This is a genomic window from Pseudomonas sp. GW821-FHT02B10, from assembly GCF_059421865.1.
On the sequence record NZ_JBWKVU010000002.1, the window covers coordinates 569,318 to 592,385 of the forward strand.

23 protein-coding genes and 1 riboswitch are annotated in these 23,068 nt (G+C 64.2%); of the genes, 12 read left to right on the top strand and 11 right to left on the bottom strand.

Going from position 1 to position 23,068, the window contains the following annotated elements:
• Positions 1–5 precede the first annotated feature (5 nt).
• From AC07VU_RS06495 to madM, 4 genes are all read left to right on the top strand, one after another.
• Positions 6–626 (top strand): malonate decarboxylase holo-ACP synthase, encoded by a 621-nt coding sequence (locus AC07VU_RS06495; protein WP_495029629.1) that lies wholly within the window; start codon positions 6–8, stop codon positions 624–626.
• The gene (gene mdcH, locus AC07VU_RS06500) at positions 623–1,558 is read left to right on the top strand and encodes a malonate decarboxylase subunit epsilon (protein ID WP_495029630.1); all 936 of its coding nucleotides are present in this window, start codon (positions 623–625) and stop codon (positions 1,556–1,558) included. Before AC07VU_RS06495 ends, mdcH begins: the two co-directional genes overlap by 4 nt.
• 66 nt (positions 1,559–1,624) lie before the next feature.
• Positions 1,625–2,041 carry a malonate transporter subunit MadL gene (madL, locus tag AC07VU_RS06505; RefSeq protein ID WP_053262968.1) on the top strand — a complete coding sequence of 139 codons (417 nt, stop codon included), beginning with the start codon at positions 1,625–1,627 and terminating at the stop codon, positions 2,039–2,041.
• 1 nt (position 2,042) lies between these two features.
• Positions 2,043–2,807, top strand: coding sequence for a malonate transporter subunit MadM (madM, locus tag AC07VU_RS06510; RefSeq protein WP_150053318.1), 765 nt, complete (start codon positions 2,043–2,045; stop codon positions 2,805–2,807).
• Between the two features lie 87 nt (positions 2,808–2,894).
• Here madM and AC07VU_RS06515 read toward each other — a convergent pair whose 3' ends face one another.
• Positions 2,895–3,806 (bottom strand): LysR family transcriptional regulator, encoded by a 912-nt coding sequence (locus AC07VU_RS06515; protein WP_053262967.1) that lies wholly within the window; start codon positions 3,804–3,806, stop codon positions 2,895–2,897.
• 153 nt (positions 3,807–3,959) lie between these two features.
• Here AC07VU_RS06515 and trhA point away from each other — a divergent pair, with 153 nt between their 5' ends.
• Positions 3,960–4,577 (top strand): PAQR family membrane homeostasis protein TrhA, encoded by a 618-nt coding sequence (trhA, locus tag AC07VU_RS06520; RefSeq protein WP_274304912.1) that lies wholly within the window; start codon positions 3,960–3,962, stop codon positions 4,575–4,577.
• Between the two features lie 106 nt (positions 4,578–4,683).
• Here trhA and AC07VU_RS06525 read toward each other — a convergent pair whose 3' ends face one another.
• Positions 4,684–5,598, bottom strand: a complete 915-nt coding sequence (locus tag AC07VU_RS06525) for a LysR family transcriptional regulator (protein WP_009051293.1) — start codon at positions 5,596–5,598, stop codon at positions 4,684–4,686.
• 107 nt (positions 5,599–5,705) lie between these two features.
• Between AC07VU_RS06525 and AC07VU_RS06530 the strand changes: the two genes are divergently transcribed.
• From AC07VU_RS06530 to AC07VU_RS06540, 3 genes are read left to right on the top strand one after another with little or no spacing between them, the layout of a single operon-like run.
• A complete protein-coding gene (locus tag AC07VU_RS06530) occupies positions 5,706–6,947 on the top strand; it encodes a D-amino acid dehydrogenase (protein WP_277589769.1) in 1,242 nt (413 codons plus the stop codon).
• 27 nt (positions 6,948–6,974) lie between these two features.
• Positions 6,975–7,325 carry a RidA family protein gene (locus AC07VU_RS06535; RefSeq protein WP_007932539.1) on the top strand — a complete coding sequence of 117 codons (351 nt, stop codon included), beginning with the start codon at positions 6,975–6,977 and terminating at the stop codon, positions 7,323–7,325.
• A gap of 27 nt (positions 7,326–7,352) precedes the next feature.
• The gene (locus AC07VU_RS06540) at positions 7,353–8,255 is read left to right on the top strand and encodes a transporter substrate-binding domain-containing protein (protein WP_007932538.1); all 903 of its coding nucleotides are present in this window, start codon (positions 7,353–7,355) and stop codon (positions 8,253–8,255) included.
• Positions 8,256–8,364: 109 nt separating this feature from the next.
• Here AC07VU_RS06540 and AC07VU_RS06545 read toward each other — a convergent pair whose 3' ends face one another.
• Together AC07VU_RS06545 and AC07VU_RS06550 are read right to left on the bottom strand one after the other, a co-directional pair.
• The gene (locus AC07VU_RS06545; RefSeq protein WP_277589768.1) at positions 8,365–9,084 is read right to left on the bottom strand and encodes a 16S rRNA (uracil(1498)-N(3))-methyltransferase; all 720 of its coding nucleotides are present in this window, start codon (positions 9,082–9,084) and stop codon (positions 8,365–8,367) included.
• 93 nt (positions 9,085–9,177) lie between these two features.
• Positions 9,178–10,584 carry an adenosylmethionine--8-amino-7-oxononanoate transaminase gene (locus AC07VU_RS06550; protein WP_150053320.1) on the bottom strand — a complete coding sequence of 469 codons (1,407 nt, stop codon included), beginning with the start codon at positions 10,582–10,584 and terminating at the stop codon, positions 9,178–9,180.
• A gap of 280 nt (positions 10,585–10,864) precedes the next feature.
• On the opposite strand from AC07VU_RS06550, the gene AC07VU_RS06555 reads away from it, so the two are divergent.
• Positions 10,865–11,416, top strand: coding sequence for a cytochrome b (locus AC07VU_RS06555; protein ID WP_274304908.1), 552 nt, complete (start codon positions 10,865–10,867; stop codon positions 11,414–11,416).
• Positions 11,417–11,448: 32 nt separating this feature from the next.
• Positions 11,449–12,048, top strand: coding sequence for a YceI family protein (locus AC07VU_RS06560; RefSeq protein WP_007932534.1), 600 nt, complete (start codon positions 11,449–11,451; stop codon positions 12,046–12,048).
• A 106-nt stretch (positions 12,049–12,154) separates the two neighbouring features.
• On the opposite strand, the gene rhlE2 is transcribed toward AC07VU_RS06560, so the two are convergent.
• The 5 genes from rhlE2 to ahcY form a co-directional block, all read right to left on the bottom strand.
• A complete protein-coding gene (gene rhlE2, locus AC07VU_RS06565; protein WP_277589767.1) occupies positions 12,155–14,008 on the bottom strand; it encodes an RNA helicase RhlE2 in 1,854 nt (617 codons plus the stop codon).
• Positions 14,009–14,233: 225 nt separating this feature from the next.
• Positions 14,234–15,049, bottom strand: coding sequence for a substrate-binding periplasmic protein (locus tag AC07VU_RS06570; protein ID WP_087089529.1), 816 nt, complete (start codon positions 15,047–15,049; stop codon positions 14,234–14,236).
• 55 nt (positions 15,050–15,104) lie between these two features.
• On the bottom strand, positions 15,105–16,187 hold the full coding sequence (locus tag AC07VU_RS06575) for a hypothetical protein (RefSeq protein WP_457275131.1): 1,083 nt from the start codon (positions 16,185–16,187) through the stop codon (positions 15,105–15,107).
• An 82-nt stretch (positions 16,188–16,269) separates the two neighbouring features.
• Positions 16,270–17,115 carry a methylenetetrahydrofolate reductase [NAD(P)H] gene (gene metF, locus AC07VU_RS06580; RefSeq protein WP_007932530.1) on the bottom strand — a complete coding sequence of 282 codons (846 nt, stop codon included), beginning with the start codon at positions 17,113–17,115 and terminating at the stop codon, positions 16,270–16,272.
• 189 nt (positions 17,116–17,304) lie between these two features.
• On the bottom strand, positions 17,305–18,714 hold the full coding sequence (gene ahcY, locus AC07VU_RS06585; RefSeq protein ID WP_009045993.1) for an adenosylhomocysteinase: 1,410 nt from the start codon (positions 18,712–18,714) through the stop codon (positions 17,305–17,307).
• Between the two features lie 22 nt (positions 18,715–18,736).
• Positions 18,737–18,843: riboswitch (S-adenosyl-L-homocysteine riboswitch) on the bottom strand.
• Positions 18,844–19,040: 197 nt separating this feature from the next.
• Here ahcY and AC07VU_RS06590 point away from each other — a divergent pair.
• Together AC07VU_RS06590 and AC07VU_RS06595 are read left to right on the top strand one after the other, a co-directional pair.
• Positions 19,041–19,445: an acyl-CoA thioesterase gene (locus AC07VU_RS06590; RefSeq protein ID WP_007932525.1), complete on the top strand. Its 405-nt coding sequence runs from the start codon at positions 19,041–19,043 to the stop codon at positions 19,443–19,445.
• Between the two features lie 100 nt (positions 19,446–19,545).
• A complete protein-coding gene (locus AC07VU_RS06595) occupies positions 19,546–20,433 on the top strand; it encodes a formate/nitrite transporter family protein (RefSeq protein ID WP_037036221.1) in 888 nt (295 codons plus the stop codon).
• Here AC07VU_RS06595 and AC07VU_RS06600 read toward each other — a convergent pair.
• Together AC07VU_RS06600 and AC07VU_RS06605 are read right to left on the bottom strand one after the other, a co-directional pair.
• Entirely contained in the window at positions 20,427–21,686 is a 1,260-nt protein-coding gene (locus AC07VU_RS06600) for a cation:proton antiporter (protein WP_495029631.1), read from the bottom strand. The genes AC07VU_RS06595 and AC07VU_RS06600 overlap by 7 nt on opposite strands.
• 181 nt (positions 21,687–21,867) lie before the next feature.
• Positions 21,868–23,037: an MFS transporter gene (locus tag AC07VU_RS06605; RefSeq protein WP_053262956.1), complete on the bottom strand. Its 1,170-nt coding sequence runs from the start codon at positions 23,035–23,037 to the stop codon at positions 21,868–21,870.
• Positions 23,038–23,068 lie beyond the last annotated feature (31 nt).

Sequence of the window (23,068 nt, forward strand, 5' to 3'; positions counted from 1 at the left end):
GCGCCATGACCAGCGCCTTGCTGCCCCATGACCTGCTGTGGGGCCTGTCCCCTCGGCAGTTGCCCGCCGATGCCCCGGCCTGGGCGGTGGCGGCCATGGCCGCCGGGCAACCGGTGGTGGTGCGCCGTGCGTTGACCGCGCCCGGGCAGGTGGCGGTGGGCGTGCGTGGGCGGCTGCGGGAACAGCGCTACGGGACGCTGATGACGGTGACGGCCATCGAGCGCCGGGTGCGGCCGGAAGCGCTGCGTTATATCGAGTCGGATCGGGCCTGGCCAGCACTCCAGGCACTGGCTCGGTTGCGTGAACCTCTGGATGCCCTCGGCCTGGCCTGGGGTGTCAGCGGCAGCGCCGGTTTTGAACTGGCTAGCGGCGTGTCGGCGCTGCATCGACACAGCGACCTGGACCTGATCCTGCGCACTGCGCAGCCCATGGACCGGGCCGAGGCCCGGGCGTTGCTGGCGCTGCTCGACGCCGCCGTCTGCCCGGTGGACCTGCAAATGCAGACACCCAACGGCGCCGTGGCCCTGCGCGAGTGGGCCGGGACATCGGCGCGGGTGCTGCTGAAAAGCGCCAGTGGCGCGCGTCTGGTCGGCGATCCGTGGCAGGCCCTGGAGCAGGTGGCGTGAGCAGCCTGCTGGTGTTTCCGGGCCAGGGCGCGCAGCAGCCGGGGATGTTGCACCGGTTGCCGCCCAGCGCCCTGGCCGAGGCCTGCCTGCAACAGGCGAGCGAGGTCCTGGGCGAGGATGCCCTGGCCCTGGATTCGCCCCAGGCCCTGGCCACCACCCGGGCGGTACAGCTGTGCCTGCTGATCGCCGGCGTGGCCCATGCCCGGGTGCTGCTGGAGAACGGGCCGGGCGCGGATTACGTGGCGGGCTTGTCGATTGGCGCCTACCCCGCCGCGGTGGTGGCCGGCGCCCTGGATTTTGGTGATGCGCTGCGTCTGGTCAGCCTGCGCGGCGAGCTGATGCAGCAGGCCTACCCACAGGGTTATGGCATGACCGCGATCGTCGGCCTGCAACTGGCGACGGTGGAGGCCTTGCTGGCCCGGGTGCACAGCCCGGACAACCCGGTGTACCTGGCCAATATCAATGCCGATAGCCAGGTGGTGATCGCCGGCAGCGATGCCGCCATGGGCCAGGTCGCCGAGCTGGCCCGCGGCTGCGGTGTCGGCGTGGCCAAGCGTCTGGCGGTCAGTGTGCCGTCCCATTGCCCGCTGCTGGAGCAGCCGGCCCAGGCCCTGGCCGAGGCGTTCGCCAGGGTGGCGTTGCAGCCGCCGCGCCTGGGTTACCTGAGCGGTAGCCGCGCGCGGCCGCTGCGTACGCCGGAGCAGTTGCGCGACGACCTGGCGTTCAACATGTGCCGGGTGGTGGATTGGCGCGGCACCGTGCAAAGCGCCTACGAGCGCGGCGTGCGGCTGCAGATCGAACTGCCGCCCGGCGCGGTGCTGACCGCTCTGGCGCGCCGGGTGTTCGAGCAGGGCACCGTGATGGCCTGCGACGGGGCCCGGCTCGACACCCTGCAAGCGCTGTTGCGTGAGGAGGGAAACCGCCAACCCTAGACACCGACTCAAGCTGGCGAAGCACAAGAACAACAACTTCGACGATGCACTTTGAGGACTACAACAATGATTATTTACGGTGTGGCGCTGCTGGCGATCTGTACGCTGGCAGGGGTGATTATCGGTGACATGCTCGGCGTCCTGCTGGGGGTGAAATCCAACGTCGGCGGTGTGGGCATCGCGATGATCCTGCTGATCTGCGCGCGGTTGTGGATGCACAGGCACGGCGGCATGACCAAGGACTGCGAGATGGGCGTCGGCTTCTGGGGCGCCATGTACATCCCGGTGGTGGTGGCCATGGCCGCGCAACAGAACGTGGTGACCGCCCTGCACGGCGGCCCGGTGGCGGTGCTGGCGGCCATTGGTTCGGTGGTGCTCTGTGGTTGCACCATCGCCCTGATCAGCCGCACCAACAAAGGCGAACCGTTGCCGGACGAACCGGACGCTGTCGCCCCTGGTGCTGCTCCGGCAGGGGGACGTTGATATGTGGGATCTGATCGAGAAAGGCCTGGAACACAACGGCCTGGTCACCGCCTTCGCCTTCGTCGGCGTGATCATGTGGGTCTCGGTGCTGCTGTCCAAGCGCCTGACGTTCGGCCGGGTGCACGGCTCGGCCATCGCCATCGTCATCGGCCTGGTGCTGGCCTGGGTTGGTGGCACTGTCACCGGTGGGCAAAAGGGCCTGGCGGACCTGGCGCTGTTCTCCGGCATCGGCCTGATGGGCGGCGCGATGCTGCGCGATTTCGCGATTGTCGCCACGGCCTTCGAGGTCCAGGCCACCGAGGCACGCAAGGCCGGGATGATCGGCGCTATCGCGCTGTTTCTCGGCACGGTGCTGCCGTTCATTGTCGGGGCGAGCATCGCCTGGGCCTTCGGCTATCGCGATGCGGTGAGCATGACCACCATCGGCGCCGGCGCGGTGACCTACATTGTCGGCCCGGTGACCGGGGCGGCGATCGGCGCCAGCTCCGATGTGGTGGCGCTGTCCATCGCCACGGGACTGATCAAGGCGATCCTGGTGATGGTCGGCACGCCCATGGCGGCGCGCTGGATGGGCCTGGACAACCCGCGTTCGGCGATGGTCTTCGGCGGCCTGGCCGGCACCGTCAGCGGGGTGACCGCGGGCCTGGCGGCGACCGATCGGCGCCTGGTGCCCTATGGCGCGCTGACCGCGACCTTCCATACCGGGCTGGGTTGCCTGCTCGGGCCTTCGTTGCTGTTCTTCATCGTGCGCGGGTTGGTGGGGTAGGGCCTCCTGGCCTCATCGCGGGCAAGCCTCGCTCCTGCAGGTGATTGCATACCTCTGTAGGAGCGAGGCTTGCCCGCGATAGCGTCTTTATGACCCCCGCGAATACATCCGGCACTCCGCCAAGAGCGCCAGCAGGTTCGGGTCGCGCTCCTTGGCCTTGAGGAACACCACGCCGATATGCTGTTGCAGCCGGTAGCGCGCCTGCAGCGGAATCAGCTTCACGCGGTTTTCGTACACCGCGGCAATCCTTCCCGGCAGCAGGGCATAGCCCACCCCCGAGCTGACCATGCTCAGCAGGGTGAAGATGTCGTTGACCTGCATCGCCACCTTCGGCTCGAACCCCGCCTGCTTGAACACCCGCACCCCGTCCTGATGGGTGGCGAAGCCCTGGGTCAGGGTGATGAAGGTCGCGTCGCGCACATCGCTGAGGTCGACTTCCGCCTGCCGGGCGAACGGCGAGTCGGCCGGCGTGGCGAGGAAGATATCGTCGGAAAACAGCGGGATCTGCTCGCAGTCCGGGTCGCTGACGCTGTCGTCCAGGGACACCAGGATCGCGTCGACCTCCATGTTCTTCAGCTTGTACAGCAGGTCGATGTTGGAGCCCAGGATCAGGTCGATATTCAGCTCGCTACGGCGCAGCTTCAGGCCCATGATCAGCTGCGGCACGGTCTTCACCGTCAATGAATACAACGAGCCGAGCTTGAAGCGTTCCGCCGAGAAACCAGCGGCTTCGCGGGTCAGGCGCACGCTTTCGAGTACGTCCTGGATCAGCTTCTGCGCCCGTTCTTCTAAGACGAAGGCGCTTTCCAGCGGCGTCAGGTTACGTCCTTCATGCTTGAACAGCGGGCAGCGCAGGGCGCTTTCCAGGGAGTGAATGGCCCGGTGCACGCTGACATTGCTGGTCTGCAACTCGGCGGCGGCGCGTGCCAGATTGCCGGTGCGCATGAACGCCAGAAACACTTCGAGCTTTTTCAGGGTCAACTCTTCATCGATCAGCATGATGGGCGCTCTTATTCGAATGCTTCGATTGTGCCTGCCGGGTCATGACTTGGCTGGAGGTTTTTTCGTCCATGGCTTTATTTGGAAACATTGCGCTTTCAGGCTACAGGCCTGAGCCTTGCGCAGATTTTCGCCTTGGGAGGTGAGTGGCACATGTATCACGGGGAAAGACTCAACGCCTGGACGCATCTGGTGGGCGCGATTGCGGCACTGGTCGGGGGGATCTGGCTGGTGGTGCTGGCCAGCCTCGACGGCAGCCCTTGGAAAATCGTCAGCGTGGCGATCTACGGCTTCACCTTGCTGGTGCTGTACAGCGCCTCGACCGTGTACCACAGCGTGCGCGGGCGGGCGAAAAGCATCATGCAGAAGGTCGATCACTTCTCCATCTACCTGCTGATCGCCGGCAGCTATACGCCGTTCTGCCTGGTGACCCTGCGCGGGCCCTGGGGCTGGACGCTGTTCGGGATCGTCTGGGGGCTGGCGCTGATCGGCATCCTGCAGGAGATCAAGCCGCGCTCCGAGGCGCGCATCCTGTCCATCGTGATCTACGCGGTGATGGGCTGGATCGTGCTGGTGGCGGTCAAGCCGCTGCTGGCGGCCCTGGGCCCCGCCGGCTTCGCCTGGCTGGCCTCGGGCGGGGTGCTCTACACCGTGGGCATCATCTTCTTCGCCCTCGACAGCCGTTTGCGCCATGCTCACGGGATCTGGCACCTGTTCGTGATCGCCGGCAGCCTGCTGCACTTCGTGGCGATCTTGTTCTACGTGCTCTGATCGGCGAGCGCGTTATCGTTTATCGCGAGCAAGCTCGCTCCTACAACGGGTAGCGTACATCCTTGTAGGAGCGAGCTTGCTCGCGATGACGTCCTGACAGGTGTCCTCAATCCCCGGTCATCAACCGATCCAGCTGCTCCTGCGCCCGGCCACCGAAGATCTCCAGCAGGCTGCTCAAGGTGTGCGGCAGGGCCTCCGCCGCGCGGGTCACGGCATACAGGGTGATCGGCAGCGCCGGGGTCAGCGGGCGAATCGCGGTGCTGGCGGGCGAGGCGCCGAGGGCGGTGAAGGGGTCGATCACTGCCAGCCCGGCCCCGGATTCGACCATGGCCCGGGCCAGGGAGTAGGTCTGCACAGCGATGCTGACCCGTGGCGCCGGTTCCACGGCTTTCAGGTAACCGTCGAGTTTCGCCGCCAGCGGGTCGGCGCTGGACAGGCCGATCAAGGGTGCCCCCGCCAGCTCCATCAACGGCAGTGGCGTGCCCCTGGCCGCCTGGGGCCAGTAATCCAGCGGCGCCAGCGCCACCAGCACCCCGCTGGCCAGGGCCTGGGCGGTCAGCCCCGGATGATCCGGGCGTTGCAGGGTCAGGGCCACATCGATCTCGCGCATCAGCAGGTTCTGCACCAGCTCGCGGCTGTGGGCGCTGGACAGCTCGCAGACGATGTCCGGGTAGCGCCGGGTCCACTGGTTGATGGCCGGCGGCAGCAAGGACAAGGCCAGCGCCGGCGTGGCGCCGATCCGCAGGCTGTGGCCCGGCTCGCGACGCAGGCTCTGGGCCAGGCGCCGCACCCCTTGCAGGCTTTCGCTGACCTTGTCGACCTCGCGCTCCAGTTCCAGGGCTTCCGGGGTGGCCTGCAACTTGCCCTTGACCCGCAGGAACAGCGGGAAGCCCAGCTGCTGCTCGGCGTGCTGCAAGACCTTGGTCACCGCCGGCTGGGAGACGTGCAGCAGTTGCGCCGCGCCGCTGATCGAGCCGGTCTGGCGGATGGCCTGGAAAATCTCGATATGGCGCAGTCGCATGATGAGTCCATAACCTTTGTTTATGGGTGGTCCATCTTTATTCATTGTCCAGGGCCTGTCACCTGGTCCTAACCTGAAGCCCGCTCAACAAGGCTTTAAGGACTGACATGGCACAGCGGGTTTGCATCATCGGCGGCGGGGTCATTGGCCTGGCCAGCGCCTACGCCCTGGTTCGCGAGGGGTTCGACGTCAGCCTGGTGGAGGCGCGCGACGCCTTCGCCAGCCAGACCAGCTTCGCCAACGGCGGCCAGCTGTCGTACCGCTACGTGGCGCCGCTGGCCGATGCCGGCGTGCCCTGGCAGGCCCTGGGCTGGATGCTGCGTGGCGACTCGCCGCTGAAGCTGCGCCTGCGCCTGGACCCGGCGCAGTGGCGCTGGATGGCCGGGTTCCTGGCGGCCTGCCGCGGCTCGGTCAACCGCCGCAACGGTGCCCATCTGCTGCGCCTGGCGCTGCTGAGCCAGGCCACCTTGCAGAGCTGGCGCGAGGAGGACCGGCTCGACGGTTTTCACTGGCGGCGCAACGGCAAGCTGGTGACCTTTCGTGAAACCACGAGCTTCGAGCACGCCCGCCACGGCCTGGCCGATCCGCGCCAGCAGCAGGTGCTGTCCGCTGGTGAATGCACGGAACTGGAGCCGACCCTTGGCGGCGCGCCCTTTGTCGGCGGCATCTTCACCCCGGACGAAGAAGTGGCCGACTGCCACGCCTTCTGCCAGCAACTGGTGGCGCGGTTGCAGGCTTCCGGCCGTTGCCAGCTGCTGACCGGGCGCCAGGTCACCGGTATTCGTCAGGCCGGCGGCCAGGTGCAGGCCATCGAGCTGGGCGACGAGGTGCTGGCGGTGGACCAACTGATACTCGCCGCCGGTCATCGCAGTGGCGAACTGGCGTTGCCCGGGCTGAAGCTGCCGCTGTATCCGCTCAAGGGCTACAGCCTCAGCGTGCCGATCGGCGCGGGGCACCGGGCGCCGGAAATCAGCATCACCGACTACAACCGCAAGATCGTCTACGCGCGGATCGGCCAGCAGCTGCGGGTGGCGGCCATGGTCGATATCGTCGGTTTCGACCCGGCCCTGGACCCCAGGCGCCTGGCCCTGATGCAGCGCCAGGCCCGGGAAACCTTCGCCAATGCCGGTGACTACGATGCCGCCATCGAGTGGGCCGGCATGCGCCCGGCGACTCCCAGCGGCGTACCGCTGATCGGCGCCACCGGCTACCGCAACCTGTGGCTCAACCTCGGCCACGGCGCCCTGGGTTTCACCCTGGCCTGTGGCAGCGGGCGCCTGCTGGCCGAGCTGATCGGCCAGCGCCGCACTTCCATCGACATGCAGGGGCTCGCGCCCCATGCCGCCTGATTTCTTTCACGTACAAGGAGCTGTCCCATGACCATCCAGCGTCTCCACAGCAATGACCGCCTTAGCGCTGTCGTGGGTTTTGCCGATCTGCTGTTTCTCTCCGGCCAGGTGCCGGGCCAGGCCACCGATGCCGCCGGCCAGACCCGCGAAGTGCTGGCAAAGATCGACGCCTTGCTGGCCGAGGCCGGCAGCGACAAGGATCATCTGCTCAGTGCGACCCTCTACCTGAAAAACATCCAGCAGGACTTTGCCGCGATGAACGAGGTCTGGTCGGCCTGGCTGTCCCCGGGCCAGGCGCCAAGCCGCACCACGGTGCAGGCCGCCCTGGCGCGCCCGGACATCCTGGTGGAAATCACTGTCATCGCGGTTCGCCGCTAACGCCTTCACCCACAACGGAGAATAACAATGCAAAAAATCACGTTGCTCGGCTGCACCCTGGGCCTGTTGCTCGGCTCCCCGCTGTACGCCAGCGAGGCGCCGCTGACCGGCACCCTGGGCAAGATCGCCACCGCCGGCAGTATTACCCTGGGTTATCGCGATGCCTCGGTGCCGTTTTCCTACGTGGGTGACAACAGTGGCAAACCCATGGGCTATTCGGTGGACCTGGCGAGCAAGGTCGTCGAACGCATCCGCGACAAGCTGGCGCTGCCGCAACTGGCGGTGAAGTACAACCTGGTGACGTCGCAGACGCGCATTCCGCTGGTGCAGAACGGCACCGTGGACCTGGAATGCGGCTCCACCGGGGTGACCGCCGAACGGCAGAAGCAGGTGGCGTTTTCCTACGGCTTCATCTACGTCAAAGGCCAGTTGCTGACCGCCAGGGACAGTGGGATCAAGAGTTTTGCCGACCTGCGCGGCAAGAACGTGGTGACCACCGCCGGCACCACCAACGAGCGCTTCCTCAAGAGCTACAACGTCGAGCACAAGATCGACATGTTCGTGATCAGCGCCAAGGACCACGGCGAAGCCTTCCAGATGCTGCAATCGGGTCGCGCCGCGGCGTTCTACATGGATGACGCGCTGCTCTACGGCGAACGGGCCAAGGCCCGCGATCCGCACAACTGGGTGGTAGTCGGCGAGGAGCAGTCGCGGGAAATCTACAGCTGCATGGTGCGCAAGGACGATCCGCAGTTCCTGGAACTGGTGAACGCCACCCTGGCGGACCTGTACCGCTCAGGGGAAATCAACGGCATCTACCAGCGCTGGTTCGAACAGCCGATTCCGCCCAAGGGCCTGAACCTGGAATTTCCGATGACCAGCGAGCTGAAGGCGATCATCGCCAAACCGGTAAGCGATCCGGTGGAGTAAGCGTTGAGTCGCCTCTGTAGGAGCGAGGCTTGCCCGCGAAGCGTTTTGTCTGACTCACCGCAGCGCCACCATCGCCGGCAAGCCTGGCTCCTACAGAGGCGGGGGCGGGTTAGAAATCGCCCCACAGTTGCTGCGCCACGGCCAGCGCCACTACTGGCGCGGTTTCGGTGCGCAGCACCCGCGGCCCGAGGCGCGCCGGCAGGAAGCCCGCACCCTGGGCCTGGTCCACTTCGGCATCGGACAAACCGCCTTCCGGGCCGATCAGGAACGCCAGGGTCGCAGGCTTGGCGTGGCTTACCAGCGGCTCGGCCACCGGGTGCAGCACCAGCTTGAGGTCGGCCTGGGTCTGCTTGATCCAGTCGGCCAGCAGCACCGGCGGATGAATCACCGGCACCCGCGAGCGCCCGCATTGTTCGCAGGCGCTGACGGCCACCTGGCGCCAGTGGGCCAGGCGCTTGTCGGCGCGCTCGTCCTTGAGCCGCACCTCGCAGCGTTCGCTGAAGATCGGGGTGATTTCATTCACCCCCAGTTCAGTGGCCTTCTGAATCGCCCAGTCCATGCGCTCGCCCCGGGACAGGCCCTGGCCGAGTTGGATCTGCAGCGGCGACTCGACCTGTCCGGCGAAGCTTTCATCGAGCCGGACCACCACGCGCTTCTTGCCGACTTCCAGCAGCGTGCCGCGAAATTCGTTGCCCGAACCGTCGAATAGCTGCAGCGCGTCGCCCTCGGCCATGCGCAGTACGCGCCCGATGTAGTGGGCCTGGGCTTCCGGCAGCTCGTGCTCGCCGAGGCTCAGGGGGGCGTCGATAAAGAAGCGGGACAGTCTCATGGTGGTTCTCTGGGAAAATTCGGTTCGAGGTGGGTCAATGGATCTTTGCGTCAAGCCCGCTTCTGCAAAAGGGCGGGCTTGCCGGCGAGGGGCTCAACCTGGATCGCGGAAGCCTGGGTGGAAGTCCTTGGGCACCGCCACGCTGACCTTGTCGTTGGTAGCAATGTCGATGCCTTCGCTGGCAACGATGGCGAGGAAGTCGATCTGCTCCGGGGTGATCACGTAGGGCGGCAGGAAATACACCACGCTGCCCAGCGGACGCAGCAGGGCGCCACGCTCCAGGGCGTGCTGGAAGACCTTCAGGCCACGGCGTTCCTGCCACGGGTAGGCGGTCTTGCTGGCCTTGTCCTGGACCATCTCGATGGCCAGCACCATGCCGGTCTGGCGCACTTCGGCAACGTGCGGGTGGTCCGCCAGGTGCGCGGTCGAGCTGGCCATGCGCTGGGCCAGCGCCCGGTTGTTCTCGATGACGTTGTCCTGCTCGAAGATATCCAGGGTCGCCAGCGCCGCCGCACAGGCCAGCGGGTTGCCGGTGTAGCTGTGGGAGTGGAGGAAGGCGCGCAGGGTCGGGTAGTCGTCGTAGAAGGCGCTGTAGACTTCGTCGGTGGTCAGGCACGCGGCCAGCGGCAGGTAGCCGCCGGTCAGGGCCTTGGACAGGCAGAGGAAGTCCGGGCGGATGCCGGCCTGTTCGCAGGCGAACATCGTGCCGGTGCGGCCGAAGCCGACGGCGATCTCATCATGGATCAGGTGCACGCCGTAGCGGTCGCAGGCCTCGCGCAGCAGCTTGAGGTACACCGGGTGGTACATGCGCATGCCGCCGGCGCCCTGGATCAGCGGCTCGACTATCACCGCGGCAACGCTGTCGTGGTGTTCCGCCAGGGTCTGCTCCATGGCCGCGAACATGTTGCGCGAGTGTTCTTCCCAGCTCATGCCTTCGGGGCGCAGGTAGCAGTCCGGGCTTGGCACCTTGATAGTGTCCAGCAGCAGGGCCTTGTAGGTCTCGGTGAACAGCGGCACGTCGCCCACCGACATCGCGGCGATGGTTTCGCCGTGGTAGCTGTTGGTCAGGGTGACGAAGCGCTTCTTGTCCTTCTGGCCGCGGTTGAACCAGTAGTGGAAGCTCATCTTCATCGCCACTTCGATGCACGACGAGCCGTTATCGGCATAGAAGCAGCGGGTCAGGCCTTCGGGAGTCATTTTCACCAGGCGCTCGGACAGCTCGATCACCGGCTGATGGCTGAAGCCGGCGAGGATCACGTGCTCCAGTTGATCGACCTGATCCTTGATGCGCTGGTTGATGCGCGGGTTGGCGTGGCCGAACACGTTGACCCACCAGGAACTGACCGCGTCGAGGTAGCGTTTGCCTTCGAAGTCCTCCAGCCACACGCCTTCGCCGCGCTTGATCGGGATCAGCGGCAGCTGCTCGTGGTCTTTCATCTGGGTGCAGGGATGCCATAACACCGCGAGATCGCGTTGCATCCACTGGTTGTTGAGGCCCATGTTCAGTCTCCTGGAGGCGGCTCGAAGTACGCGAGCAAACAATCGCGCAAGCCTATGCAATGCCAGGCCGTGTCACAACCCATTGCATGCCCGGAAGGGCGAATTGGTCGCGGTCGCAGGACGGTCTGTCACGTTTTCCCCACGTAGACCTTAATGCCTGGTTAATTTAGTGTTCGTAGGATCAACATCGTATTTCTCGATATTTCAAAGCGAAAATTTCCGCTTTAATTCGATAGTTAAATCGATAGTCTTGGGCAGCAGTTCTTACAGGATTCAAGTGATGCAGCTAGGTAACTCTTCTTCCCGCTACGGCTGGGTAAGCATTTTTCTGCACTGGAGCGTGGCGCTGGCAGTCTTTGGATTGTTCGCCCTGGGCCTGTGGATGGTCGGCCTGGATTACTACAGTGCCTGGCGCAAAGATGCGCCGGACCTGCACAAGAGCATTGGCTTGACGCTGTTCGCGATCATGTTGCTGCGGGTGCTGTGGCGCTTTGTCAGCCCGCCGCCGCCGGCACCGGCCAACCACGGTCGCCTGACGCGCCTGGGTGCCAAGTTCGGCCATGCCTTCCTTTATCTCAGTCTGTTCGCTGTGATGATTGCCGGTTACCTGATTTCCACCGCAGACGGTGTCGGGATCCCGGTGTTTGGCCTGTTTGAAATTCCTGCCCTGGTTTCCGGTCTACCGGACCAGGCAGATGTGGCTGGCGAGGTGCATCTGTACCTGGCCTGGGCCCTGGTGATCTTCGCCGGAGTGCATGCTCTGGCCGCTTTGAAACACCACTTTATCGATCGTGACGCGACCCTGGCTCGAATGCTGGGGCGCAAAGCCTGATGCTCAACCTCGACTCAAAAGGAATAGAAAGCATGTTGAAAAAGACTCTCGCCGCTCTGGCAATCGGTTCTGCTCTGTTGTCTGCCGGTCAGGCGATGGCCGCGGACTACGTGATCGACAAGGAAGGCCAGCACGCCTTCGTCGACTTCAAGATCAGCCACCTGGGCTACAGCTTCATCACCGGTACTTTCAAGGACCTGGACGGCAAGTTCAGCTTCGACGCGGCCAAGCCTGAAGACGCCAAGATCGAAGTCAACGTGCGCACCGCCAGCGTGTTCACCAACCACGCCGAGCGTGACAAGCACGTCAACAGCAAGGACTTCCTGGAGTCGGGCAAATTCCCTGACGCGAAGTTCGTTTCCACCAGCGTCAAGCCAACCGGCAAGAATGCTGATGGCAAGCAGACCGCCGATGTGGCTGGCGACCTGACTTTCCACGGTGTGACCAAGCCTATCGTGGTCAAGGCCACCTTCCTGGGTGAAGGCAAGGATCCATGGGGCGGCTACCGTGCCGGTTTTGAAGGCACCACCAGCATCAGCCGTAAAGAGTTCAACAAGGACGGGATGGATGTTGGCCCGCAGTCCGACACCGTTCAGCTGTACATCACCTTCGAAGGTGTGAAAGCGAAGTAATGCTTCGCCTGTAGCCGCAGCCTCGCAGGTTCGGCAGCGGCTACAGAGATCATAAAAAAACGCCCCTGATCGCGAGATCAGGGGCGTTTTTATTGTCGCGAAAACTTCAGCGATTGCGGGTCAGCAAGGCTGGTTTCTCGCCACGTGGACGGCTTGGCAGTTGATCGAGCTGCTCGGGTGTCGGGAAGCGGTCGGCTTTCGACTCCTTGTGCATGATCTTCGGCTGGTTGCCGCGCGGGTTCTGCACCGCCGGCTCCTGACGCGCCTGGTCGTCACGGGCCGGACGACGATTGCGCGACTCTTCGCGACGGGCCTGGCCGTCACGTGGAGCGCCGCTGCGTGGGCCGTTGCGCTTGGCAGGCGGGGTGCCGGTGCTGGCACCGTTGCTGGTGCGCGGACCGCCGGAGCGACCCTGGCCGCCGCTGCGTGGCGCGTTGCTGCTGGTTGCACCCTGGGCTGGCGCGCCAGGACGACGGCCGCGGCCCTGGTTGTTCTTGTTCTGGTACGGGCTGACGTAGTCGGCGCGATTGCCGAAGTTATCCACGTCGTCGTCCAGGAACTCATCCGGGGCGCGGTCGGCGCGTGGCGTCGGCTGGCGCTGTTCGCGGGCCGGGGTGCCTTCGCGAGGCTTCTGCTCACGGGCCGGACGGTCGCCGCGAGCGGCCGGTTTGTCCTTGCCCTTGTCCTTGCCTTTGTCTTTACGACCGCCGCCACCGCCGCCATTCGGACCGTCGCCACGCGGGCCACGGGAATTGCGTGGGTTACGCACGTCCGGACGCTCGCGCACTTCCGGTTTCTCGGCTTCCACGGCGCTGGCATCGAAGCCCATCAGATCGCCGTCGGGGATCTTCTGCTTGGTCATGCGCTCGATGCTCTTGAGCAGCTTCTCTTCGTCCGGCGCGACCAGCGAGATCGCTTCGCCCGAACGACCGGCACGGCCGGTACGGCCGATACGGTGCACGTAGTCTTCGTCGACGTTCGGCAGCTCGAAGTTGACCACGTGTGGCAGCTGGTCGATGTCCAGGCCACGGGCGGCGATATCGGTGGCGACCAGGATCCGCACTTCACCGGCCTTGAAGTCGGCCAGGGCCTTGGTACGAGCGTTCTGGCTCTTGTTGCCGTGGATGGCGACGGCGGTCAGGCCGTGCTTGTCCAGGTACTCGGCCAGGCGGTTGGCGCCGTGCTTGGTGCGGGTGAAGACCAGCACCTGTTCCCAGGCGCCGGCGGTGATCAGGTGGGCCAGCAAGGCACGCTTGTGGCTGGCGGCCAGGCGGAACACCCGTTGCTCGATACGCTCGACCGTGGTGTTCGGCGGCGTGACTTCGATGCGCTCGGGGTTGTGCAGCAGCTTACCGGCCAGGTCCGTGATGTCCTTGGAGAAGGTCGCGGAGAACAGCAGGTTCTGGCGCTTGGCGGGCAGGCGCGCGAGGACTTTCTTCACGTCATGGACAAAGCCCATGTCGAGCATGCGGTCGGCTTCGTCGAGCACGAGGATTTCCACGTGGGACAGGTCGACGCTGCCTTGGCCGGCCAGGTCGAGCAGGCGGCCGGGGCAGGCCACCAGCACGTCGACGCCACGGGCCATGGCCTGAACCTGTGGGTTCATGCCGACGCCGCCGAAGATGCAGGCACTGACGAACTTCAGGTCGCGGGCATAGACCTTGAAGCTCTCGTGCACTTGCGCGGCCAGTTCGCGAGTCGGGGTCAGGACCAGTACGCGCGGTTGGCGCGGGCCGTGACGCTGGGATTTGTCCGGGTGACCGTTGGGAAACAACCGTTCCAGGATCGGAAGGGCGAAACCGCCGGTTTTACCAGTACCTGTCTGTGCCGCGACCATCAGGTCGCGACCTTGCAACACGGCGGGAATGGCCCGCTGTTGCACCGGAGTAGGCTGGGTGTAGCCGGCGGCTTCGATGGCGCCGACTAAAGCCTCGGAGAGACCGAGGGAAGCAAAGGACATGAGTAATCCTGTTTTAGTGAGGGCTTGGCCCAGAGGGATAGTCTTGCCTGGCGCGAATGGCGTTTAAGAGGACGCAATCCCGTCCGGTCCTGCTGGCTCCTGAAGGCTCATCGGCGAGGGCTCGCGCGGGCCTTGTGGCTGCGCTGTAGCGGTATCGAGATGCCTTGAACAGGATCGAGCGTCCGGGCGTGAGCCTGGCGGGAAGGCCGGAGTATAACAGAGCAATCAGCGTGCGCTGCTTTCCTGCTGCTCAACGGTTTTGCGCGGTGTGCCGGGCGGCATTGCGCTTGAGTCGGCGATGGCCGGCGCCGCACCATAGCGGGCGCTCAGTTCGGCGTAGGCCGGCTCGCGCTTGAAACGCTTGAGTTCGGCGCCGAAACGCTGCACCAGCAAGTCCATGCCGGCATTGCGCCGCACCGCGAGAAACTGGCTCTGGCGGCTGATGACCACCGGGTTCTCGGTGATCTGCTGGCGAATATTCAGTTGGTCGAGCAGGTGCTGGCCGACCCGCCGATCGGTGATCAGCAGGTCGATACGGCCGCGCAGCAGCTTGCCGAAGTTGGCTTCGTGGGTCGGCGCCGGTTCGTGCTTGAACAGGGTGGATTCCCTGAAGTCCTGGCTGTACAGGTAGCCGGGTGAGGTACCCACGGTCAGCCCGCGCAAGTCTTCCAGGGTACGGAACGGAAAGGGCCGGGCGTTGGCATAGAACATCACGAACTCGACGTCCGACAGCGGCTCGCTGGGGTAGAGCAGGCTGCTTTCGCGTTCGTTGCTGTGAAAGATGTCCAGGGCACCGTCGGCCTGGCCTTGTTCGAGCATGGCCAGGCAACGTTTCCAGGGCAGGAACTGCCATTCGACTTCGATCCCCAGGCGCTGGAAAACGATCGCCGTGGTTTCGTAATCCAGGCCCTGGGCCTTGCCCTGTTCCTCATAGACATAAGGGGCCCAGGGCTCGGTGACAATGCGCAGCTTCTCGCCATGGGCGGCGAGGCTCAGGCAAGCGCAGATAAAGGCTGTCAGCAGCTGGGCAATGACGGGCATCACTGGAGATTACGACGGGAGGTCGTCCAATGCTAGAGGCCGTCTAGCTCAAGCCTCAGTCAGCCTTTGTCTCGATCAGATGCAGGTAGATGGCCTTGCGCCGCTGGCCCAGTACCAGGCGAATCACCGGGTGGTTGAACCAGCGCTCGAGTTGATGGCTGTTGAGCGGTTTTTTCAGGCGGCCTTCGGCGTTTTCCCGGGCTTTCTCCCACCAGACCGGGGCGCAGGCCTGGTCGAATTCGTTGGTGTGGCGGTAGCAGCCGTAGAGGATTTCGCGCATGAACTGCCGCTGGTGCCCGGGCAGGGCCAGGGTCACGATCTTGTAGGCCAGGCGTTGCAACGCCGGCGGGCGTGGCAGGGTCGCGGTGACCAGGCGGGTTTCGTCCAGGGCGACAGTGTGGGTGGGCGCTGCGCCGTGCTTGTCCAGCCAGGCCTTGATCTTGGCGCGAAACAGCTGCTTGCGGCTCCAGTAGTGGTGGATCAGGTCGGGGCATTCGCGGACCTTCTTGGTGCGATAAGCCGCCACCGACAGGCAGAACTCTTCGAGGGTGTAGGCGCCGTTGGCCAGCGGGTACAGCTCGTCCATCAGGGCGATGGAGCGGTCCAGTACGTCGGCGTCCGCGCGGTGCAGGCCGATCACGCCGGAGTTCAGCAATGGCATCTGGTCGTCGGCGAGTTTGCGTTCCTGCAGCAAGCCGGCCAGGGACTGGTAGAGGCCGGACTCCTTGTTGGCGCCGTAGCACATGCCGAATGCGTTACACAGCAGGGTGCCGGGCTGGATGCGGCGAAACAGCTCCAGCGGCGAGCAGTGGAAAAAGGTATCGGTGTCGATCAGCAACGCCAGTTCGGACTCTTGCAGCACCTGCTGCATCACCACGTGCTTGGCGCGAAAGTGGTAGCCGTGTGGGGCGATCCAGGCCTGGCGGGTGTTTTCGTCCAAGGGGCGCACGCGCACAGGCAGGTCGCGGTAAGGCGCGGGATTGTCGGTGAAGACCTGGATATCGAGGGCTTCGCCCGGTGTTTCGCGCAGCCCGGCCAGGGCGCTGGCAATACTGAACGCGGCTTCCTGGTGATAGGTCGCGGCGCCGTAAACCAGATAGATCAATTGTGGGCGTGCTGCGGTGCTGCCTGTGGACATCTACGGCGATCCTTCGGATGTATGGGGGTTAAAAAAAAGGCCCTGGATTTCGCCAAGGCCTTTTTCCGATGCTGTCGGGCGGTTAACGCGGCAGCTTCAGGTTGTTCCAGACGGCCAGGCTTGGCTCGGCTTGGTTCAGAGTATAGAAGTGCAATCCTGGCGCACCGCCTTGCAACAAACGCTCACACATTTCGGTGATGACCTGTTCGCCGAACGCCTGAATGCTTTGGCTGTCGTCGCCGTAGGCTTCCAGTTGCTTGCGGATCCAGCGCGGGATTTCCGCGCCGCAGGCGTCGGAGAAACGCGCCAGCTTGCTGTAGTTGGTGATCGGCATGATGCCGGGCACGATCGGGATGTTCACACCCATTTGTTGCACGCGTTCGACGAAGTAGAAATAACTGTCGGCGTTGAAGAAGTACTGGGTGATCGCACTGTTGGCGCCGGCGTTGGCCTTGCGCACGAAGTTGTTGAGGTCGTCTTCGAAATTGCGCGCCTGTGGGTGCATTTCCGGATACGCCGCCACTTCGATGTGGAAGTGATCGCCAGTCTCTTCACGAATGAAGCTCACCAGGTCGTTGGCGTGACGCAACTCGCCGCTGGCCATGCCCATGCCCGAAGGCAGGTCGCCGCGCAGGGCGACGATACGGTTGATGCCGGCGGCCTTGTACTGGGTCAACAGGCCACGCAGGTCGGCCTTGCTGTCACCCACGCAAGACAGGTGCGGTGCGGCGGGGATTTTCACTTCGCTTTCGAGCTGCAGCACGGTGTTCATCGTGCGGTCGCGGGTCGAGCCACCGGCACCGTAGGTGCAGGAGAAGAAGTCGGGGTTGTAGCTGGCCAGCTGGCGGGCAGTGGCGAGCAGTTTTTCATGCCCAGCATCGGTCTTGGTCGGGAAGAACTCGAAGCTGTAGCGACGGTCTTGGGACATGGAGGGAACCTCCAGCTACAAGCTGCAAGCCACAAGCTGCAAGAGTAGCGGAGGTGCGCTCAGCTCTTGTGCCTGGAACGGGCTGCTTGAAACTGTTTAAGCAAATAGGGACGAAGCCGAAAGCTTCGAGCGGCAAGCACGGCTTGTGGCCTTTGCTTGCCGCTTGAAGCTCAAGGCTTGCAACTGCTCTTAGTACCGGTAAGCGTGCGGCTTGAACGGGCCTTCGACGGTGACGCCGATGTAATCAGCCTGCTGCTTGGTCAGTTGGGTGACCACGCCACCGAAGCCGCGGACCATTTCCAGGGCCACTTCTTCGTCGAGTTTCTTGGGCAGTACTTCAACGGTCAGGCGCTCGGCTTTCTGGGCTGGCGACAGGTCGGCGTACTTCTGGCCGAACAGGAAGATCTGCGCCAGAACCTGGTTGGCGAACGAACCGTCCATGATACGGCTTGGGTGACCGGTGGCGTTGCCCAGGTTCACCAGGCGGCCTTCGGCCAACAGGATCAGGTAGTCGTCGTTCTGGGCGTCGAAAGCGCCTGGGCCGGTGCGGTGAACCTTGTGCACCTGCGGCTTCACTTCTTCCCATGCCCAGTTCTTGCGCATGAAAGCGGTGTCGATTTCGTTGTCGAAGTGACCGATGTTGCAGACAACGGCGCGCTTCTTCAGGGCCTTGAGCATGTTTGCGTCGCAAACATTGACGTTACCGGTGGTGGTCACGATCAGGTCGATCTTGCCCAGCAGAGCCTTGTCGATGCTCGCTTCGGTGCCGGTGTTGATGCCGTCGATGAACGGCGAAACCAGTTCGAAACCGTCCATGCAGGCCTGCATGGCGCAGATCGGGTCGACTTCGGAAACCTTGACGATCATGCCTTCCTGGCGCAGGGACTGGGCCGAGCCCTTGCCCACGTCACCGTAGCCGATGACCAGCGCTTGCTTGCCGGACAGCAGGTGGTCGGTACCGCGCTTGATCGCATCGTTCAGGCTGTGACGGCAGCCGTACTTGTTGTCGTTCTTGCTCTTGGTCACCGAGTCGTTGACGTTGATGGCCGGGATCTTCAGCTCGCCCTTGGCCAGCATGTCCAGCAGACGGTGCACGCCAGTGGTGGTTTCTTCGGTCACGCCGTGGACGCGATCCAGCACCTGCGGGTACTTCTTGTGCAGCAGCTCGGTCAGGTCGCCGCCGTCGTCGAGGATCATGTTGGCGTCCCAAGGCTTGCCGTCCTTGAGGATGGTCTGCTCCAGGCACCACTCGTACTCTTGCTCGGTCTCGCCTTTCCAGGCGAATACCGGGATACCGGCGGCAGCGATGGAGGCAGCGGCCTGGTCCTGGGTCGAGAAGATGTTGCAGGACGACCAGCGTACTTCGGCACCCAGGGCAACCAGGGTTTCGATCAGCACGGCAGTCTGGATGGTCATGTGGATGCAGCCGAGAATCTTCGCGCCCTTGAGCGGTTGTTCAGCAGCGTACTTGCGACGCAGACCCATCAGGGCCGGCATCTCCGATTCGGCGATGATGGTTTCGCGACGGCCCCAGGCGGCCAGGGACATGTCGGCGACTTTGTAGTCGGTAAAATCTGCAGGCGTGATGACAGCGCTCATGAAGAGCCTCCATTCGTAAGTATGCGAATGGGCGCCGTTGTGCGTTTAGTGACTGACCGAACCCTCACGGCCAGACAACGCCCCATCCGAGCCTGACAGGTCGAACCTGCTGCAGCGCCCCTCGGACAGGTGGCGGGAAAACGGTATCAGGTGATCGTTACCGTTTTGAAACGGAGGCGATTATAGCCGTCTGCCAGCGACTTCCCAAGGATTTCTGTCGGACGATGATCGAACGGTTATCGCGACCATAGTAGAAGCTCAATAGAGCTCTGCGCCGGGGTCTGCCATGATGCCGGCATCAATCGGCAAGACGGTCAGGAGTGAGTATGAATTTCCACACCCGCAAATGGGTAAAACCCGAAGACCTCAACCCCAACGGCACGCTGTTCGGCGGCAGCCTGTTGCGCTGGATCGACGAAGAGGCGGCGATCTACGCCATCGTCCAGCTGGGCAACCAGCGCGTGGTCACCAAGTACATTTCCGAAATCAACTTCGTCAGTGCCTCGCGCCAGGGCGACATCATCGAGCTGGGCATCACCGCCACCGAGTTCGGCAGGACCTCGATCACCCTGACCTGTGAAGTGCGCAACAAGATCACCCGCAAGAGCATCCTCACCGTCGAGAAGATGGTCTTCGTCAACCTGGGCGAGGACGGCTTGCCGGCTCCTCACGGTCGTACCGAGATCCGGTACGTGAAAGACCAGTTCAAGGACGACGAACCCATCGCCTGACCGCTGTGGGCGTGAGTCTGTCTGCTCCTGCATGAGGGCACTGAACGAGCCCTGAACCCCGGATGTCGTACCTGACAAGGTACCCACAGGTTCAGGAGCCATTAACGTGCAGACAGACGGCAAGACCCCGGGCCTTTCTCCCGAAGAGCAGCACGACGTAGACAAGAACCAGCCGCCCCGCGCGGCGGTCTTGCACGAGATCATCCGCACCCAGGGCGACAAGGAGCTGGAGCGCAGCGTCGCGGCGCTCTGGTGGTCGGCCCTGGCCGCCGGCCTGACCATGGGCCTGTCGCTGATGGGCATGGGCCTGCTCGACTCGCGCCTGCCCGACGGCGAAGGGTTCAAGGTGATTGCCAGTTTCGGTTACTGCGCGGGTTTCCTGGCGGTGATCCTGGCGCGCCAGCAACTGTTCACCGAAAACACCCTGACGGCTGTGCTGCCGATCATGAGCAAACCCACCCTGGGCAATTTCGCGCGCCTGTGCCGCTTGTGGGGCGTGGTCCTGGTGGGCAACCTGTGCGGCACGCTGCTGGTGGCCTACGTGATGCTGCACCTGCCGATTTTCGACGCCAGGACCGACCTGGCCTTCCTCGATATCGGGCGCAAGGTCATGGAGAACGATGCTGGACAGATGTTCGCCAAGGGCATCGTCTCCGGCTGGATGATCGCCACCATGGTCTGGATGATCCCGTCCATGGAGAGCGCCAAGATGTGGATCATCATCCTGATCACCTACCTGATGGCCCTGGGGGACTTCACCCATATCGTGGTCGGTTCGGTGGAGGTCTCGTACCTGGTATTTGCCGGCGAGTTGCCGTGGCGGGATTTCTGGTGGGTGTTCGCCGGGCCGACGCTGGCGGGGAACATCATCGGCGGCAGCTTCATCTTCGCCCTGATCAGCCATGCCCAGGTGCGCAGTGAAAGTGGCCTGCCAAAAACGACTGCGGACCCTGGGCGGGTCCGCGATCGATCAAAAAACGATCAGTGAGCGTCCTGGGTGACCGTCGGTGCATCCTGGGTGACATGGCGCACCAGTTTGCCGATGGTCAGGCCCTGCAGGAGGATCGACGACAGCACCACGATGTAGGTGATGCTCAGCACCAGGTCGCGCTCCGGGCCCAATGGCAGGGCCAGGGCCAGCGCCACCGAAACCCCGCCGCGCAGGCCGCCCCAGGTCAGTACCCGGATAGTGCCGCGCGGCACGCTGCGCCAGCGGCGTAGCAGGACGATGGCTGGAGCCACGGTGAGCAGGCGCGACAGCACGATCGCCACCGCCAGCAGACTCGCGGCCAGCAGGTGCAGCCAGTTGAACGGCAGCAGCAACAGCTCCATGCCGATCAGGGCGAACAGCAGGGCGTTGAGCATGTCGTCGAGCAGTTCCCAGAAACCGTCCAGGTAACGCCGGGTCATGTCGTTCATCGCCAGGTTGCGCCCCAGGTTGCCGATGATCAGGCCCGCCACCACCATCGCGATCGGTGCCGAGACGTGCAGTTCGCTGGCCATCGCCGAGCCGCCGATCACCAGGGCCAGGGTCAGCATCACCTCGATCTGGTGTTGCTCGATGCTCTTGATCATCAGGTACACCAGGTAGCCGATCAGTCCGCCGAACACCACGCCGCCGATGGCCTCATGGGCAAACAGCAGGGCGGTGGCGCCGACGGTCGGGGTTTCGCCGAGCTGGGCGATACCCAGCAGCACGGTGAACACCACCACCGCGGTGCCGTCATTGAACAGCGACTCGCCGACGATGGTGGTTTTCAGCGGCTTGGAGGCGTTGGCGGTACGCAGCACGCCGAGCACCGCGATCGGGTCGGTCGGCGAGATCAGGGCGCCGAACAGCAGGCAATAGAGGAAGCTCACGTGCCAGCCGAACAGGCCGAAGATCCAGTAGGCCAGGCTGCCGATGACGAACGTGGCGATCAGCACGCCGACCGTGGCCAACAGGCCGATGGGCCAGCGATAGCTGCGCAGGTCGTTGAGGTTGACGTGCAAGGCGCCGGCGAACAGCAGGAACGACAGCATCCAGTTCATCAGCAGGTCGCCGAAGTCGATCTGGCCGATCAGCTGTTGCACATGCTCTTCCAGGCCGGGATAGCCGAGGAAGCTCAAGCCTTGCAGCAGCAGGGAAAACAGCAGGGCTGTGACCATTACCCCGATGGTCGGCGGCAGGCCGATGAAGCGGAAGTTGACGTAGGTGAGCAGGGTGGTCAGGCAGATGAAGGCGGCAACGAGTTCAAGCATCCGGAGTCCCTTGGATAGAAACGTGAAAAGAAAGCCCGAAAGCCATCGGGCAAGGGTTTGATGGGCCACTGGCGGCCCGGGGCACACCGACAAGGAAAGTTCAGATTCTTCTGTCGGTGAGCCGGTCGGTCAGTGCGCGGTTCTGCAGGCGACCGTGGGTCAGTCGCGCGCTCGTCGGGGCTCAGCCGGATACATTGATCGCGGCCGCCTGGCGACGTTGCAGGTGAATGAACAGCAGTGCGGTCAGCACCGTCAGCCCACCGACCAGTGCGCCGGTCCACGGCAGGTCGGCCAGGTCGGCACCGCTGGCGACGACCAGCCCGCCGATCCAGGCGCCGGCGGCGTTACCCAGGTTGAAGGCGCTCTGGTTCAGGGTCGAGCCCAGGTTGGGCGCTTCATGGGCCTGGTCGATGATCAGCAATTGCAGGATCGGGCACAGGGCGAAGGCGAAGATTCCCCACAGCAGCAAAGTGATCGCCGCCGGGATCAGCATGTGGCTGGTCTGGCTGAACGCAGCCAGCACCAACACCACGGCCAGCGCCATGGCCACCAGCGACGGCAGCAGGCGGCTGTCGGCCAGGCGGCCGCCGAGCATGCTGCCGGCCGTCAGGCCGACGCCGAACAGCAGCAACATGATGGTTACGCCATGTGGGCTGACGCCGGTGACGTCCTGCAGGATCGGCGCGATATAGGTGAAGACGCTGAACAGGCTGGTGGAGGCCAGCACGCTCATGCCCAGGGCCAGCAGCACGTTGGTCTTGCCCAGGACCTTGAACTCGCTGGCCAGGTTGGCCTTGTCCATGGCGATGTGCCGGGGCAGCCAGAACCACTGGGCAATGGCGGCGAGCACCCCGATCACCGACACCGCCCAGAAGGTCGAGCGCCAGCCGGCGTATTGCCCCAGTGCCGTACCCAGCGGCACGCCGAGCACATTGGCCAGGGTCAGGCCGGTGAACATCATGGCGATCGCCTGGGCGCGTTTGTTCGGCGCCACCAGGCTGGCGGCGACCACCGAACCGATGCCGAAAAACGCACCGTGGCACAGCGCGGTGATCACCCGCGCGGCCATCAGCGTGGCGTAGTTCGGCGCCAGCGCGCAGAGCACGTTGCCGAGGATGAACATCAGGGTCATGCCCAGCAACGTGGCCTTGCGCGGCATGTTGGCGGTGCCGACGGCGAGGATCGGCGCGCCGAACACCACGCCCAGGGCGTAACCGGTAATCAGCAGGCCGGCATGGGGAATGCTGACGGACAGGTCGCGGGCGACATCGGGCAGCAGGCCCATGATGACGAATTCAGTGGTACCGATGCCGAAGGCGGCAACAGCCAGTGCGAGCAAGGCGAGTGGCATGCGAGGATTCTCTGTCTGTAGTCTTGACGCC

What these genes read in the sequence shown, in the direction of transcription:
- AC07VU_RS06495 (WP_495029629.1), top strand. Translation starts at nt 6, where the DNA reads ATGACCAGCGCCTTGCTGCCCCATGACCTGCTGTGGGGCCTGTCCCCT.
- madL (WP_053262968.1), top strand. Translation starts at nt 1,625, where the DNA reads ATGATTATTTACGGTGTGGCGCTGCTGGCGATCTGTACGCTGGCAGGG.
- madM (WP_150053318.1), top strand. Translation starts at nt 2,043, where the DNA reads ATGTGGGATCTGATCGAGAAAGGCCTGGAACACAACGGCCTGGTCACC.
- AC07VU_RS06515 (WP_053262967.1), bottom strand. Translation starts at nt 3,806, where the DNA reads ATGCTGATCGATGAAGAGTTGACCCTGAAAAAGCTCGAAGTGTTTCTG.
- trhA (WP_274304912.1), top strand. Translation starts at nt 3,960, where the DNA reads ATGTATCACGGGGAAAGACTCAACGCCTGGACGCATCTGGTGGGCGCG.
- AC07VU_RS06525 (WP_009051293.1), bottom strand. Translation starts at nt 5,598, where the DNA reads ATGCGACTGCGCCATATCGAGATTTTCCAGGCCATCCGCCAGACCGGC.
- AC07VU_RS06530 (WP_277589769.1), top strand. Translation starts at nt 5,706, where the DNA reads ATGGCACAGCGGGTTTGCATCATCGGCGGCGGGGTCATTGGCCTGGCC.
- AC07VU_RS06535 (WP_007932539.1), top strand. Translation starts at nt 6,975, where the DNA reads ATGACCATCCAGCGTCTCCACAGCAATGACCGCCTTAGCGCTGTCGTG.
- AC07VU_RS06540 (WP_007932538.1), top strand. Translation starts at nt 7,353, where the DNA reads ATGCAAAAAATCACGTTGCTCGGCTGCACCCTGGGCCTGTTGCTCGGC.
- AC07VU_RS06545 (WP_277589768.1), bottom strand. Translation starts at nt 9,084, where the DNA reads ATGAGACTGTCCCGCTTCTTTATCGACGCCCCCCTGAGCCTCGGCGAG.
- AC07VU_RS06550 (WP_150053320.1), bottom strand. Translation starts at nt 10,584, where the DNA reads ATGGGCCTCAACAACCAGTGGATGCAACGCGATCTCGCGGTGTTATGG.
- AC07VU_RS06555 (WP_274304908.1), top strand. Translation starts at nt 10,865, where the DNA reads ATGCAGCTAGGTAACTCTTCTTCCCGCTACGGCTGGGTAAGCATTTTT.
- AC07VU_RS06560 (WP_007932534.1), top strand. Translation starts at nt 11,449, where the DNA reads ATGTTGAAAAAGACTCTCGCCGCTCTGGCAATCGGTTCTGCTCTGTTG.
- rhlE2 (WP_277589767.1), bottom strand. Translation starts at nt 14,008, where the DNA reads ATGTCCTTTGCTTCCCTCGGTCTCTCCGAGGCTTTAGTCGGCGCCATC.
- AC07VU_RS06570 (WP_087089529.1), bottom strand. Translation starts at nt 15,049, where the DNA reads ATGCCCGTCATTGCCCAGCTGCTGACAGCCTTTATCTGCGCTTGCCTG.
- AC07VU_RS06575 (WP_457275131.1), bottom strand. Translation starts at nt 16,187, where the DNA reads ATGTCCACAGGCAGCACCGCAGCACGCCCACAATTGATCTATCTGGTT.
- metF (WP_007932530.1), bottom strand. Translation starts at nt 17,115, where the DNA reads ATGTCCCAAGACCGTCGCTACAGCTTCGAGTTCTTCCCGACCAAGACC.
- ahcY (WP_009045993.1), bottom strand. Translation starts at nt 18,714, where the DNA reads ATGAGCGCTGTCATCACGCCTGCAGATTTTACCGACTACAAAGTCGCC.
- AC07VU_RS06590 (WP_007932525.1), top strand. Translation starts at nt 19,041, where the DNA reads ATGAATTTCCACACCCGCAAATGGGTAAAACCCGAAGACCTCAACCCC.
- AC07VU_RS06600 (WP_495029631.1), bottom strand. Translation starts at nt 21,686, where the DNA reads ATGCTTGAACTCGTTGCCGCCTTCATCTGCCTGACCACCCTGCTCACC.
- AC07VU_RS06605 (WP_053262956.1), bottom strand. Translation starts at nt 23,037, where the DNA reads ATGCCACTCGCCTTGCTCGCACTGGCTGTTGCCGCCTTCGGCATCGGT.